Raw genomic sequence first — 14,250 nt, 5'->3', positions numbered from 1 at the left:
AATTATAAACAGTAAAACCAATACTATTCAAAAAGTATTGGTTTTTTTATTGCTGTTTGTGGTTAAACTTTGATTTAATTCAAAAATTTAATTCCAACAATTACACCGTCTTTTTGAAATCCATTTTGATAGGAACGAACATAATCCAATCGGAACATTTTGAATTTTCCAAAACCGAGATTGTCCAAACCTACACTGTATTCGGCATAAGGATTTCTATTTGGTATGGCCAATAAATGATAGCCTAATACTAGGTTTGATTTTAGTAGGTTCAACAACGGAATTTTATTCATCACATAACCTTTGTCATTGTGTTCGGTGTGCAGTTCAAAATAACTGTCATTGGTGCTATTGCTATAATAGGGCATCAAATTGAATACATTCAAATAACTTTCGGAGAATCCGATATAGGTTTGATTACCGTTAAAATGTTTGTAATCTACAAATGAGATTTGATCAGCGTTAAAGAATTTGCCTCCTTTGGCATTCAAGGATAAAATTCCTTTGTTTCCAAGAGTTGCATTGTACTCAATCTTCGCTTTTAGATGATCGAATTCATAGTTTTTTTCGCTACCGGCGAATCCTTTTTCATAACCCAATGTCAGAATAGGGTATTTGCCTTCTGATATATTAAACTTTCCGTCAGGGCGAGTAATGTAATTTTGATCAAAATTAATTTTGGCTTCCAGATTGGCTTTTACCAAATTGTATTTTTCAAATGCAGGAGTTGTATAATCTTTTGGAGCCCAGGGATTATTTGAGGTATAGTCTTTTTCTTTTTGAAAAAAGGTTTGGTCAGTAGTGTTTGACAATGGTTTGTTTTCCAAATAATCGACTTTAGCCTTCATGAAAATTCCATTGGTGATTTCCCGTTGGTATAAAAATGAGATGTAATTATTTTCATAAATCTTCATCAGATTTTCTTTAAAAAACAAAGTGGTAACGGAGTTTAATAGTTCTTTTATAGGCTTTTCTTCATTGAATTGGGCAACACGGCTTCCTCCTGAAATTTGAATTTCACTTTTGTTCGTATTGTTGAATTTATGGACAAAGCTTCCTGTTGATCTAAATTTGTCTTCGGAGAAGCCATAATCAAAATCAACTCCAAATCGAGTGTATTTTCCTTTTTCACGATCATTTTTTGTATAAGACAATCCAGTGCTGACTTTCCAGCCTTGTACTGTGTTGAAATTGATTCCTGTTAGTATTCCTTCATAATTGGCTGACCATTTTTGAAATGAATTTTTATAGTTATAGCCAGTAATAGGATCTAAAAAATGAAATTTATTATTCTTTTTGTCTATAGAATCGAGATATACCTGTGATTTCTTTTTAGTTTGCAGAATGTCTTTCTTGGTGTAATCGGTGCTTTCTTCCATGGTTAAAGGAATTGGACGAATAGTGTTCCAATAATCATCTTCTTTTTTGTTGGCATTTTCTTCAAATGTCAATACTTCTTTTGTAAACGTTTTTTTGTTGAATGTTGGTTCAAATTCAAAATTAGAAAAGACATAAGTAAATTTCCCCGAAACATTAATACCTAGCATTCCGAATACGAAATCGATGGTTTGAGTGTTTTTTACCCAAATTTTGGTGTCAGAATTGTAACTGAAGTTTTGTTTTAAAGTCAATAAGTTCAATGCTGGATTTTGCATTTGTTCCCCTTTAATGTTAACATCAACTGCATATATTGCCCAACTGTCATCTAGGATATAAATGTAACCTTCCATCACAGGTTCAGATTCTCTTTTTGGAGTGACTTTTATTTTATTAATTTGTTGGTTATTTTCATTGTAAAATGAGCCTTCCAGTTTGTATTTATAGTAGTTGAGAGCATTGTCTGCAATTGGGGAAACTACATTTACATCAAATTGTAAATAATTATCATAAAAATCGAAATTGGCTGATGCTGCATTGTTGAAACTAAATCCACTGTCATTACCACTTACTTTGGAGGCAATAATAGTCTCCTTCATTTTGTCAGGTTTCTGAAAAGAAATCTTCGAAACGGTTTCTGATAAATAGAGTATACCACTTCGTGTGGAGTCCAGAACTTCATCAAACATGTCTAATTTTTGTCCGAGAATTTTTTTGGGGGCATCTTTGATTCGGAAAATACCTCGAGAATAAAAATCGGCTTTATATTTAGCTGTTTTTTCAATGTTTGCTTTTTTATTGGCAATGGCATTCTTTATAATTTGATTGGCAGGATTGTCTTTAGGATTAATGACAACTTCATTTAAAGTAAAACTTTCCTCTATTAGTTTTATATCCAAATTATAAGGAAATGAGGTGATATCTAATGTTTGTTTTTGAGTTTTGAATCCTAAAAATTGGAAAACAATTGTGTGTTTGTCGAGCTTTTTAGTGTTTAATTCATAAAAACCTTGCTCGTTGGAAGTAGTTCCATTATAAGTGTTGTCTTCATATATGGTAACAGATGGAAGTGGGTTTCCTTTGTCGTCGGTGATTTTGCCTTTAATTTGGGCAAAATTATAAAGACCTGTAACTAAAAAAAGAAACAAAAAAGCGTTTTTCATAAATTGTAGTTTTGATGTTGGACGCTTTTTTGTAAGGCATGTTACATGTAAAAATGTATGAATTTTTATAAAATTTTGTTAAAAATATATTATAAAAATGACTGAATTGCCAAATCATAGCTTTTTAAACCGAAACCTAAAATGACACCTTTAGCATTTCCTGAAATATAGGATTGGTGTCTGAAACTTTCACGTGCATAAGTGTTTGAAATATGAACCTCGATCACTGGAGTGGTTACCGCTTTGATAGCATCTCCAATTCCTATGGAAGTATGTGTGTAAGCACCAGCATTAAGAATAATTCCATCATAAGTAAAACCTAGTTCCTGTATTTTACTAATTAATTCACCTTCTATATTGCTTTGGTAATAAGTCAATTCTATTTGTGGAAACTTATTTTTTAAAAGCTCAAAATAATCTTCGAATGTTTGAGTACCATAAACTTCAGGTTCTCTTTTTCCTAAAAGATTCAAATTGGGTCCGTTGATAATGCTGATTTTCATAAATGGTTTGCGTTTTATTAAAGTTGGTTTGGAGCAATTTTACATTTCACCAAAAAGTTTACAATTCCTGTAAAAATAAAAAAACCATTTTATATAATTAGAACGGTTTTTGTAAAAGTATGTGATATTATTTTTAAAACACGAATCAAGCAGTCAATTGTATATTTGGATTTTAATACCAGCTTTTTTTATTCACTAATAATGAGAAGTATTTGAGTTGGTTTTAATTAGCTGATAATTAAATATGTGTAAGTTCTGATGATTTTTTTAATGTGTTTTAATAGTTTTTTTATACTAAAATTCCCTTGTTTAACGTTAAAGGGAATGGTTTTATACCACTAAATAACTAATTAATTTATTAAGAAAATGAAAAAGATTATTTTATCAGCAGTTGCTGTTTTAGCATTTGGATTTACAAATGCACAAGAACAAACTAAAAAAGGAAAATGGTTAATTGAGGCTAATACAAATTTTGGTGCTACTACAGTTGGTAACACAAGTTTTCAATTAGCTTCTTCTGATGGTGATACTGCTTGGAACTTAGGAGCAGAGGGTGGTTACTTTGTTGCAGATAATTTAGCTGTTAAGGCAGGTTTAGGCTATGGAGATAATGGAGGTTACAATGTTTTTTCCTATAAAGTAGGGGCAAAATATTATTTGATGAATAAATTTCCTCTTGAGGCTTCTTTTACGGGAGCAAGTATAGAGGATTTTAACGAAAATCCTTCTTATTTGGGATTACAAGCAGGATATGCTTGGTTTGTTGCGAAAAATGTTTCTATTGAGCCAGGTCTACGTTACAATATTTCGTTAAATAATGATTTTTATGAAGATGTTTTCCAATTAAATATTGGATTTGCATTACACTTCTAATATTTGTTAGAAATCAAAAATAAGCCTCCCAACTCGGGAGGTTTTTTTTTACCCAAAAAAGCCCTTACTTTGTTCAAATGAATTGGGAATCGTATCTAAAGAGTTATCAGTCCTATCTTAAGATTGAAAGAGGTTTGTCAAAAAATACTATTGATAATTATTCTTTTGATATTGAGAGGTTGTGTTTGTTTTTAAATCAAAATTCAATTACTGTTTCTCCTATAGCCATTAATGAGGAAACAGTTCAGCAATTCATTTATGCTGTTTCCAAAGAAGTAAATCCCAGATCTCAAGCTAGGATTATTTCGGGTTTAAAAAGCTTTTTTTCGTATTTAATATTTGAAGATTTTAGAAATGACAACCCTTTGGAGTTGATCGAATCTCCCAAAACTGGACGTAAACTTCCTGATACCTTAGCAGTCGAGGAAATTGATACGCTTATCTCGGCAATTGATTTGAGTTCAAATGAAGGGGAGCGTAATCGGGCTTTGCTAGAAACTTTATACGGTTGTGGACTTCGTGTTTCTGAATTGGTTGCCTTAAAAATATCCGATTTGTTTTTTGAAGAAGGATTTATCAAAATTACTGGAAAAGGGAATAAACAACGTTTTGTTCCAGTTGGTGATTTGACCCAAAAATATATTGGAATTTATAGAAATGAAGTTCGCGTTCATTTAGGGATTCAAAAAGGTTTTGAAGATACTTTGTTTCTGAACCGAAGAGGACGACAATTGACTCGCGCGATGATTTTTACGATTATCAAGGATTTGGCTGTAAAAATTAATTTGAATAAAAAAATCAGTCCCCATACTTTCAGACATTCTTTTGCGACCCATTTATTGGAAAATGGTGCCGATTTGCGTTCTATTCAATTGATGCTTGGCCATGAATCGATAACTACCACAGAGATTTATGTCCATTTAGATAGAAAATTTTTAACAGAAGTGATGAATACCTACCATCCAAGAAAGTAATTTCTGTAATAAATGTAGTGTTTTATAACAATATATACCTAAGATTTGATATTTTTGTTATTGCACCAATGAAGTGTCTTAAATTATGATTTTTACAGCCAATAAAACTCCAGAAGATTTAAATAAATTATACGAAAGTTTAATTAAACAACTTCCCAATATAATTTTTCAAATACGAATTAATTCTCAAAAACATATTGCTGTTGATTTTTTGAGCAAACCCATTGAATTTTTAAATGAATTTTCCATAAACGAGTTTTTAGAAGATTCTTATAAATTATCTAATTATAAAATTTATGAGCCGGATCTGAAAGTCTTTTTGGATTCTTATGAAAAGGCTATTTCAAGCAATGAAAAATGGGAAATTGATTTTAGACTATTAATGCCTGAAAGCGGTTATAAATGGATTCGTATTGATGCAACACCCAAGAAAAGCGATAATGATGAGGTAGTTTTTTACGGACTGATTTCAGATATAACGATAGTAAAAGAACAAGAAATTCGATTAAAAGTTGCCGACGAGAGGTATCATTTTGCTGTACAAGCATCAGATAGGGGAGTTTGGGACTGGGATTTGATAACGAACAAGGTGTATTATTCCTCTGAGTCTATGAAAATTTTGGAACTGACTGAATCAGATTTAGTTGCTGCCCCAGAAGAATGGGATGAAAGGGTTCATCCAGATGATAGGAATGAATATTATGGAAACATAAATTTGCATTTTGAAAATAAAATCCCTTTTTATGAAACCTGTCATCGGGTTCTCTGCAACGGTAAGTACAAATGGATTCTCGATAGAGGCAAAGTCATAGAAAGAGGCGATGATGGTAAGCCGTTGCGAATCGTGGGTACTCATACCGATATTTCTGTACAAAAAGAAAAAGAAATCGAGCTGGCCAAAATGCTCGAAATTGTAAATACGCAAAACAATAAGTTGCTGAATTTTGCCCATATCGTTTCTCATAATTTAAGAACACACAGCGGGAATATAAAATCATTGCTGGATTTACATCAGGAAGGGCTTCTGTCGAACGAAGATACTTTTAGTAATATTCAGATCGTTTCGGATGAATTGTTCTCTACAATCGAAAATTTAAACGATTTGGTTAGTATTTACACCGAAAAGGAAAGCAATATGCAATCCTTAAAGATCAATAACTTCATTGATAAAGTTATGGATGTTTTGAATGAATCAATTAAACTAAAAGGCATTCAGGTTTTGAATTATGTTCCTAGCGCAGTAGAAGTTTTTTGCGTGCCTTCTTATCTGGAAAGTATAATGTTAAACTTGGTAACGAATGCCATTAAATATTCGGACCCTAACAAAGAGCCTAAAATCATTTTTACAACTGAGGTCAATGACGATTTTGTTGTATTAAACGTAAAAGACAACGGATTGGGAATTGATCTCGAAAAGCATAAAGATGCTATTTTTGGATTGTATAAAACATTCCACAGAAACAATGATGCGAGGGGAGTTGGTTTATATCTTACCAAAAACCAAATTGAAAATATGGGAGGAAAAATAGAAGTTGAAAGTACTCTTAACTTTGGAACAACCTTCAAAATTTATTTCAAGAAAGGATAGTGAAATAATAAGGAGCGAAAGTATAGGCTTTATCAGGAAATATGGGTTCCTGCTGTCTGCTACAATCCACGCCCAAAAGCGTGGGATTTCCACTTCCATCAGGGCTAAAGAGCCGAGATAGTGATTTTTTGGAAATACAAACTAAAACTTTAAGTCCAAAAAAAATTCCAAATCCCAATTTAATAATAATTGGAATTTGGAATTTAATGATTTTAGAATTTGAGTTTCTTATTTTGCGATATTCACAGCTCTAGTTTCTCTAATTACGGTAACTTTCACTTGACCAGGGTAAGTCATTTCAGTTTGTATTTTTTGAGAAATTTCAAACGATAAATTAGCTGCATTTTCATCAGATACTTTTTCGCTTTCTACAATTACACGAAGTTCTCTACCGGCTTGGATTGCATAAGCATTTTTTACACCACTGAATCCGTAAGCTACTTCTTCAAGATCTTTTAAACGTTGTATGTAAGAATCCAAAACTTGTCTTCTTGCACCTGGCCTAGCTCCCGAAATAGCATCACAAACCTGAATAATTGGAGAAAGTAATGATTTCATTTCTATTTCGTCGTGGTGAGCTCCAATTGCGTTACAAACTTCTTCTTTTTCACCATATTTTTCAGCCCATTGCATTCCTAATAATGCGTGAGGTAAATCACTTTCTGCATCAGGCACTTTACCAATATCGTGAAGTAAACCTGCTCTTTTGGCAAGCTTAACATTCAATCCTAATTCAGCTGCCATAATTCCACAAAGTTTAGAAACTTCACGGGAGTGTTGCAATAAGTTTTGTCCGTAAGAAGAACGATATTTCATTCTACCAACTACTTTTATTAATTCAGGGTGTAATCCGTGGATTCCTAAATCAATCACGGTACGTTTACCAACTTCAATGATTTCATCGTCAATTTGTTTAGTTGTTTTAGCAACTACTTCTTCAATACGTGCTGGGTGAATACGTCCGTCTGTAACTAATTTGTGTAATGCCAAACGGGCAATTTCTCTACGAACAGGGTCAAAACAAGAAAGAATAATCGCTTCTGGAGTATCATCAACGATAATCTCAACTCCTGTTGCAGCTTCAAGAGCTCTAATGTTTCTACCTTCACGTCCAATGATTCTTCCCTTTACATCATCTGATTCGATGTTGAAAACAGATACGCAGTTTTCTACAGCTTCTTCGGTACCAACTCTTTGGATAGTGTTGATGATGATTTTTTTGGCTTCCTGTTGTGCAGTTAATTTAGCTTCTTCAATAGTATCTTGAATATGAGACATTGCTTTGCTCTTCGCTTCACCTTTAAGACCTTCTATAAGTTGTTCTTTGGCTTCATCGGCAGATAGTCCAGAAATAACTTCTAGTTGTTGTAATTGACTTTTGTGTAGTCTATCAACTTCTACTTGTTTTTTCTCTAAATTTTCAATTTTAGACTCGTATTCTGCAGTTTTTGCTTCAAAATCATCGTTTACTTTTTTAGCTTTAGATAATTCATTTGAAATCTGAGATTCTTTGTCACGTACTCTTTTTTCTACTTCAGCTACTTTTTTGTCTCTGGCTAGAATTACTTGTTCATGCTCCGATTTCAATTCAATAAATTTTTCTTTTGCTTGAAGAATTTTATCTTTTTTAATGTTTTCGGCTTCAAGATTAGCATCTTTTAGTATTGAGGCTGCTTCTTTTTTTGCACTTTTAATCAAATTAGAAATATTGCTTTTTTCGATGATTTTGGCGATACCAAATCCTAGTGCAATACCTGTAATTCCTGAAATAATTATTGTTATAATGTCCATGTTTGTTAAAAATTTATATATAAAAAAAGCCTACATTAGAAGTTGTATAAACTCGAAAAGACAAGTTTTGAGCTAACTCACTGTTCAAGTTTCCTCGCCGAAGCGTGGCATACTATAGTAGTGATGATTTGCTCATTCTAAATTGTTAGTGTTGAGTTTACCAATATGAACTAATGTAGGCAGTATCTTAGTCTTTGTAAAGAACGTTTAATTTTCGAGATATTCGTCCAAAAGCAAATTGATTTTGTTTAATCTTTCAATGGTTTCTTCTCCATTTATAGCATTATCAATCTGTTTTTGTTCTGCTTGAGAAGCAAATTGTAAAGCACACATGGCCAATACGTCTTGTTTATCTCGTACAGCATAATTTTCTTCAAACTGCTTAATCATCGCATCAATTTTTTTAGAAGCACTTCTAAGTCCTTCTTCCTGAGAGAAATCTACCGTCAATGGATAAACTCTTTCTGCAATTGATATTTTAATTTTAAGCTTTTCGTCCATATTTTTTACTAATCTGATAGCTGGGCTATACAGTAATCAATTTCACGAATTATTGAATTTATTTTAAGCTTTGTATCTCTTTTGTTATCGTCACTGCCTAATAATGCATTGGCTATTTTGAGTGTTTCTAATTGTGTTTTTAAGGCTTCAATCTCTTTGGATTGATTTTGTATTAACACTGCAGCGTTCTTTAACTCTATATATAATTCTTGATTGTTTTTCTCCAAACTTTTTATTTTCAAAAAAAGTTTTCCAATCTTATTTTCAAGAGTATCAATTATTTCTGCAATCACACTCATTATAATTCCTATTCATTACTTAATCTTACAAAGTTAGTATTCCTTTTTATTATTGCAATATTTTATCGATTTTTTTACATTAAAATAATCAATTATTTATAAATCAGTTTGTTGGGTTTTGGTTTTGTTTTATCTTGTGGGTTTTAGTTGCTTTTTTTAACTTAGCAAAAATCTATTCCATGAAATTTTCTTTTTTTTTGTTAGTATTCACAACTACACTTTTTGCTCAAACAGATTATCCTAAAAATTACTTTTGCCCTCCACTTGATATTCCGCTACAATTATCTGGAAATTTTGGTGAGCTGAGGCCAAATCACTTTCATGCGGGTTTTGATATGAAAACCCTTCAGAAAGAAGGATTAAACGTGTATGCAGTTGCCGATGGTTATGTTTCAAGAATTAAGATTTCTACTTTTGGAAACGGAAAAACAATTTATATTGATCATCCAAATGGATTTACTTCGGTCTATGGACATTTGCAAAAAGCAACTGATTCTATTGAGAGTTTTATAAAGAAAACGCATTATAAAGAAAAGTCTTTTGAAATTGAAATGTATTTTAAACCCAATGAAATGCCTATTAAACAAGGGCAGTTAATTGCTGTTTCTGGAAATACAGGAGCTTCTGAAGGACCACATTTGCATTTTGAATTTCGAGATACCAAAACAGAGAAAATTATTAACCCTATGTTTTTTGGATTTGATGCTTTGTTGAATGATGCCAAAAAACCAATAGTTTCCAATTTGTATGCTTATCCTTTAGATTCTAAAACGACGGTTAATCATTCGCAAAGACCTATTCCAATTAATTTATCCTTGCAAAAGGATGGAATTTATATGGCTGATAAAGTTATTGCTAATGGGAAAATTGGTTTTGGTATTATTTCTGATGATTATGATGATGTGTCTTTTAATAAAAATGGAATTTTTGACGTGAATTTGTCTTGTAACGGAAAATCTATTTTTGGTTATCAATTTAATACCTATTCTTTTGATGAAATGCGATATATAAATGCATTCATTGATTACTCGGTTTATAAAAAATCCGGACAAAGAATTCAAAAGTTATTTATGAATCCGCCTTATAATTTGAGCATCATAAAAACTGATGAAACAAATGGTATTATTACTGTGCTTCCCAATTTGACTTCTGTTTGTAGTTTGATGGTTTCTGATTTTTATGGAAATAAAACCACTATTTCGATTCCAGTAGAATATGATATGTTATCAACTATAATAGAAAAAGAACCTTCTGTCGCAAATTATGTTGTAAAAGCATCAAAGGATTGTTTTTTTGAAAAAAATAAATGTTCTGTTTTCTTTCCAGCAGGAACATTTTACGATGACTTTAATTTGAATTTTGATGTAAAGAATAATGTTTTGACTGTTCATGATGATACCGTTCCGGCACACACAAATTTCACTATTACTATGGAAAACGAGAGTTATCTAGAAGATCAAAAAGACAAAGTATTTATTGGACGAATTGATGGCGGAAGGGTTAGTTACAATACAACTCGTCGAAAAAATAATGTTTATGAGATTAGAGTAAAAACTCTAGGGCAGTATAAATTAGTGTTAGATACCATTCCACCCGTAATTACAATTGCAAAATCTATTGAAGGTAAAAAAATGGACAGCCAAAAACTGCTTCAGGTGAGTATATCTGATAGTTTGTCTGGAATTAAATCGTATAATGGTTATCTTAACGGAAAATGGATTTTGATGGAATACGATAATAAAACGAGGCTTTTGACTCATAATTTTAGTGACGGAATTGTTACTGACGGCGAGAATGAATTTAAAGTTGTAGTAGTGGATAATGTAGGGAATTCTTCTATCTTTGAAACTCATTTTCTAAGAAATCAAAAACAGTAAAAGTAAAATCAATTGAATATTTTTAAATCCCTGTGTTGTTTTATCTTTTTATGGATGGGAATGAATTCATTTGCCCAAACGGCTTTTGTAAAAGGTGTCGTTTTGGATGAAAAGAATCTTCCTATTGAGGGTGTGAATGTAACCTGTCCTAATAATAATATTCAGACAGATGAAAAGGGGTTTTATGAAATTGCTATTCCGTCCAATCAAATAATCACTATTGAATTCACCCATATTTCTTTAAAAAAAGCCAGTTTAAAAGCTTCTTTAAAACCAAATGAAGTTTATGTGTTTAATATGCACATGAATGATCAACAGGAACAAATGGGCGAGGTTATCATCAATAGTAATAATAAAAAATCAGTTCAGGGGATTATTACTTTTGAAGCCAAAGACATTCGTTTTATTCCTGGAGCCAATGCAGGTATCGAAAATGTTTTGAAAACATTGCCTGGAGTCAATTCGAATAATGAACTTAGTACACAATACTCAGTTCGTGGTGGAAATTATGATGAAAATTTAGTTTATGTTAATGAAGTAGAAGTGTATCGACCTTTTTTGATTCGATCGGGGCAGCAAGAAGGATTGAGTTTTATCAATACTGATTTAGTACAAAATATAGAATTTTCGGCAGGAGGTTTTCAAGCGAAGTACGGTGATAAAATGTCTTCCGTTTTGGATATCACTTATAGAAATCCGACACAATTTGGAGTCATTCTAGAAATGAGTTTTCTTGGTGGAAGCCTTGCAGTTGATGCAGTTTCGAAAGATAAAAAATGGTCGGCAATTACGGGAATAAGGTATCGGAATAACAGTCTTCTTGTCAATAGTCAAGAAACTCAAACGAATTACACTCCAACTTTTGCAGATATTCAAACCAATATCAATTATGAGGCTTCACCAAAATGGCAATGGAGTTTTCTAGGTAATATTTCTCAGAATAAGTATTTGTATCAACCATTGACTCGCCAAACTAATTTTGGTACTGCTGATGCTCCAATGGCTCTTGCTGTTTATTATGAAGGCCAAGAGAAAGATAAATATGATACTTATTTTGGCGCTTTAAAAAGTACTTATCAAGTAAGTGATAGTTTTACCCTGAAATTTATTGGCTCTGTATTTCATACGATAGAACAAGAATATTTTGATATTTATGCGCAATATCGTTTAGGGGAAGTGGATATTAATATAGGATCTGATACCTATGGTGATATTGCTTTTTCAAGAGGAATTGGTTCGCAACTCAATCACGCCAGAAATGATTTGGATGCCTTAATTGCCAATTTAGAAGTAAAAGGGTTTAAAAACTGGAAGCAAAATCAAATCGAATGGGGAGTAAAATACACACGTGAATCCATTCGAGATCGAGTATCTGAATGGGAAGTTATTGATTCAGCAGGCTTTTCAATACGACCTCCAATTGTATTACCTAAAAACGATGAACCGTATCAACCATATTCAGGACTGTTAATTCCATATCAATATGTATATGCCACTAATTTTACAAATATTGATAGATTTTCGGCTTATGGGCAATGGGGACGAAAAGACAATTTGGGAACAAACGAGATCTGGTATAATTTGGGTATTCGAATGCAAAGTTGGGAAGTGTCAGGTGATAATTTAGTCAGTAATTTTCAAACTATTTTTAGTCCAAGAGCCCAATTTGCCATCAAACCAAATTGGGAAAAAGACATGCTTTTCAGGTTTACTGTAGGTGTTTATAGTCAGCCACCATTTTATAGGGAGCTGCGTGATTATGATGGAGTAGTACAACCCGATACGGAAGCTCAAAAATCCATAAATTTTGTTTTGGGTAATGATTATAGTTTTAAAATGTGGGAGCGCCCATTTAAATTGGTTACCGAAGCTTACTATAAAAAGATGACAGATGTAAATCCTTATACAGTTGATAATGTAAGAATACGCTATGCTGCTGATAATAATGCTGTTGCATATGCGCAAGGACTAGATCTTCGACTTAACGGAGAATTTGTTCCAGGAACTGATTCTTGGATTAGTTTTGGATACTTAAAAACAGAAGAGAATATTGACAACAAAGGATATATTGCCAGACCAACGGATCAACGATTGAAATTTGGGCTTTTGTTCCAAGATTATATGCCAAAAATTCCGAGTTTAAAATTGTATCTTAATATGGTTTACAATACTGGATTGCCAGGAGGTTCGCCAGCTTATTCAGATCCATATTTGTACCAAAACCGATTGAATGATTATCGACGAGTGGACGTTGGGTTTTCGAAAGTCTTTATTGATCAAAAAGTAGGAATGTCCAATAATAAATTTTTCAAGAATTTTAAAGAGTTGTCTTTAGGCTTTGAAATTTACAATCTCTTTAATAATCAAAATGCCATTACCAATACTTGGGTTCGAGATGTGTACACTAAAACAGAATATGCGATTCCAAATTACATGACCACTCGAGTTTTTAACTTGAAGTTAAATATGAGATTGTAACCTGTTTTAAGGGATTGACAGAATTAATAAATCTGTTGTATATTTCCTTTCCATTTTTAAAAATGATTACATTTGAGTTTATTTTTAATATTAGAGTTATTATGAGAACATCACATTTTGCCTGTATCGGGATTTCGCTTTTGCTTTTAGCAAGCTGTAAAGAGGAAATTGAAAAGCCGAAAGTGACTTACGATGCTTCAAAAGTAGGGAGAGAACTCACTAAAGCCGATTCTACACAAATTAAAATTGCCGATTTACCGGTACAAATGCAAGGGACACATTATTTGATTCATCCGGTAGGCGATTTGAGTGTATATGAAAAAGGATCTAAAACCAAATATGGGTCATCAAGTGTGAATGATTTGAGTTTTACTATATCCAATGCGTCTGAATATGAAATTACCGGCTATTTGCAAAATCTTAAATTTCAAAAAATTGGTTCAGATTCTATAAAAGCATTGACAGATAAACCCGTTTTGATTCAGCGTGCCACTTACTTAAAGACGGTTTTCGATAAAATTGACAAGCAAATTATGGTGTATTCGATGATGGATATGGATACCAATAAAGATGGAAAACTCGATGTAAGCGACATCACAACATTATATTTAAGTGAAATCAGTGGAAATAAATTAACTAAAGTTTCTGCCGATTTTCAGGAATTGATTGATTGGAACTTAATCGAATCACAAAATCGTTTGTATTTTAGAACGGTAGAAGATACTAACAAAAATGGTAAATTTGATAGTAAAGATGTAGTGCATTATAATTACATCGATTTGACCAACAAAGATTGGAAAGTAGAGAGTTATAATCCAATATAAAA

The 14,250-nt window shown here is 32.2% G+C and carries 11 protein-coding genes; 6 read left to right on the top strand and 5 right to left on the bottom strand.

Features of this window, described 5'->3' with window-relative positions; translation table 11 throughout:
• Nucleotides 1-74 precede the first annotated feature (74 nt).
• Complete coding sequence (locus tag J2W95_RS16265) at nt 75-2,540, bottom strand: DUF5686 and carboxypeptidase regulatory-like domain-containing protein (protein ID WP_310008886.1); 2,466 nt, start codon at nt 2,538-2,540, stop codon at nt 75-77.
• 89 nt (nt 2,541-2,629) lie between these two features.
• Complete coding sequence (gene aroQ / locus J2W95_RS16260; protein ID WP_310008884.1) at nt 2,630-3,043, bottom strand: type II 3-dehydroquinate dehydratase; 414 nt, start codon at nt 3,041-3,043, stop codon at nt 2,630-2,632.
• Between the two features lie 366 nt (nt 3,044-3,409).
• On the opposite strand from aroQ, the gene J2W95_RS16255 reads away from it, so the two are divergent.
• The 3 genes from J2W95_RS16255 to J2W95_RS16245 all read left to right on the top strand — a co-directional run bounded on the left by J2W95_RS16255 (nt 3,410) and on the right by J2W95_RS16245 (nt 6,478).
• Nucleotides 3,410-3,916, top strand: coding sequence for a hypothetical protein (locus J2W95_RS16255; protein WP_310008883.1), 507 nt, complete (start codon nt 3,410-3,412; stop codon nt 3,914-3,916).
• Between the two features lie 77 nt (nt 3,917-3,993).
• Nucleotides 3,994-4,890 carry a site-specific tyrosine recombinase/integron integrase gene (gene xerA / locus J2W95_RS16250; protein ID WP_310008881.1) on the top strand — a complete coding sequence of 299 codons (897 nt, stop codon included), beginning with the start codon at nt 3,994-3,996 and terminating at the stop codon, nt 4,888-4,890.
• Between the two features lie 85 nt (nt 4,891-4,975).
• The gene (locus J2W95_RS16245; protein WP_310008879.1) at nt 4,976-6,478 is read left to right on the top strand and encodes a PAS domain-containing sensor histidine kinase; all 1,503 of its coding nucleotides are present in this window, start codon (nt 4,976-4,978) and stop codon (nt 6,476-6,478) included.
• Between the two features lie 228 nt (nt 6,479-6,706).
• On the opposite strand, the gene rny is transcribed toward J2W95_RS16245, so the two are convergent.
• From rny to J2W95_RS16230, 3 genes are all read right to left on the bottom strand, one after another.
• A complete protein-coding gene (gene rny, locus J2W95_RS16240; RefSeq protein ID WP_310008877.1) occupies nt 6,707-8,269 on the bottom strand; it encodes a ribonuclease Y in 1,563 nt (520 codons plus the stop codon).
• Between the two features lie 207 nt (nt 8,270-8,476).
• Entirely contained in the window at nt 8,477-8,770 is a 294-nt protein-coding gene (locus J2W95_RS16235) for a cell division protein ZapA (protein WP_310008875.1), read from the bottom strand.
• A gap of 8 nt (nt 8,771-8,778) precedes the next feature.
• A complete protein-coding gene (locus J2W95_RS16230; RefSeq protein WP_310008873.1) occupies nt 8,779-9,069 on the bottom strand; it encodes a hypothetical protein in 291 nt (96 codons plus the stop codon).
• Nucleotides 9,070-9,248: 179 nt separating this feature from the next.
• Between J2W95_RS16230 and J2W95_RS16225 the strand changes: the two genes are divergently transcribed.
• The 3 genes from J2W95_RS16225 to J2W95_RS16215 all read left to right on the top strand — a co-directional run bounded on the left by J2W95_RS16225 (nt 9,249) and on the right by J2W95_RS16215 (nt 14,248).
• Nucleotides 9,249-10,946 (top strand): M23 family metallopeptidase, encoded by a 1,698-nt coding sequence (locus J2W95_RS16225; protein ID WP_310008871.1) that lies wholly within the window; start codon nt 9,249-9,251, stop codon nt 10,944-10,946.
• Nucleotides 10,947-11,000: 54 nt separating this feature from the next.
• Complete coding sequence (locus J2W95_RS16220; RefSeq protein ID WP_310008869.1) at nt 11,001-13,424, top strand: TonB-dependent receptor; 2,424 nt, start codon at nt 11,001-11,003, stop codon at nt 13,422-13,424.
• A gap of 101 nt (nt 13,425-13,525) precedes the next feature.
• Complete coding sequence (locus tag J2W95_RS16215; protein WP_310008866.1) at nt 13,526-14,248, top strand: hypothetical protein; 723 nt, start codon at nt 13,526-13,528, stop codon at nt 14,246-14,248.
• The last annotated feature ends 2 nt before the right edge of the window (nt 14,249-14,250 follow it).

It is taken from the genome of Flavobacterium granuli (assembly GCF_031456055.1).
Lineage (GTDB): Bacteria > Bacteroidota > Bacteroidia > Flavobacteriales > Flavobacteriaceae > Flavobacterium > Flavobacterium granuli_A.
Note: the sequence above shows the minus strand (reverse complement) of the source record. Positions and strands in the feature narration are given on the sequence as shown.

Coding starts and splice junctions, on each gene's coding strand:
- J2W95_RS16265 (WP_310008886.1), bottom strand. CDS start 2,540: ATGAAAAACGCTTTTTTGTTTCTTTTTTTAGTTACAGGTCTTTATAAT.
- aroQ (WP_310008884.1), bottom strand. CDS start 3,043: ATGAAAATCAGCATTATCAACGGACCCAATTTGAATCTTTTAGGAAAA.
- J2W95_RS16255 (WP_310008883.1), top strand. CDS start 3,410: ATGAAAAAGATTATTTTATCAGCAGTTGCTGTTTTAGCATTTGGATTT.
- xerA (WP_310008881.1), top strand. CDS start 3,994: ATGAATTGGGAATCGTATCTAAAGAGTTATCAGTCCTATCTTAAGATT.
- J2W95_RS16245 (WP_310008879.1), top strand. CDS start 4,976: ATGATTTTTACAGCCAATAAAACTCCAGAAGATTTAAATAAATTATAC.
- rny (WP_310008877.1), bottom strand. CDS start 8,269: ATGGACATTATAACAATAATTATTTCAGGAATTACAGGTATTGCACTA.
- J2W95_RS16235 (WP_310008875.1), bottom strand. CDS start 8,770: ATGGACGAAAAGCTTAAAATTAAAATATCAATTGCAGAAAGAGTTTAT.
- J2W95_RS16230 (WP_310008873.1), bottom strand. CDS start 9,069: ATGAGTGTGATTGCAGAAATAATTGATACTCTTGAAAATAAGATTGGA.
- J2W95_RS16225 (WP_310008871.1), top strand. CDS start 9,249: ATGAAATTTTCTTTTTTTTTGTTAGTATTCACAACTACACTTTTTGCT.
- J2W95_RS16220 (WP_310008869.1), top strand. CDS start 11,001: ATGGGAATGAATTCATTTGCCCAAACGGCTTTTGTAAAAGGTGTCGTT.
- J2W95_RS16215 (WP_310008866.1), top strand. CDS start 13,526: ATGAGAACATCACATTTTGCCTGTATCGGGATTTCGCTTTTGCTTTTA.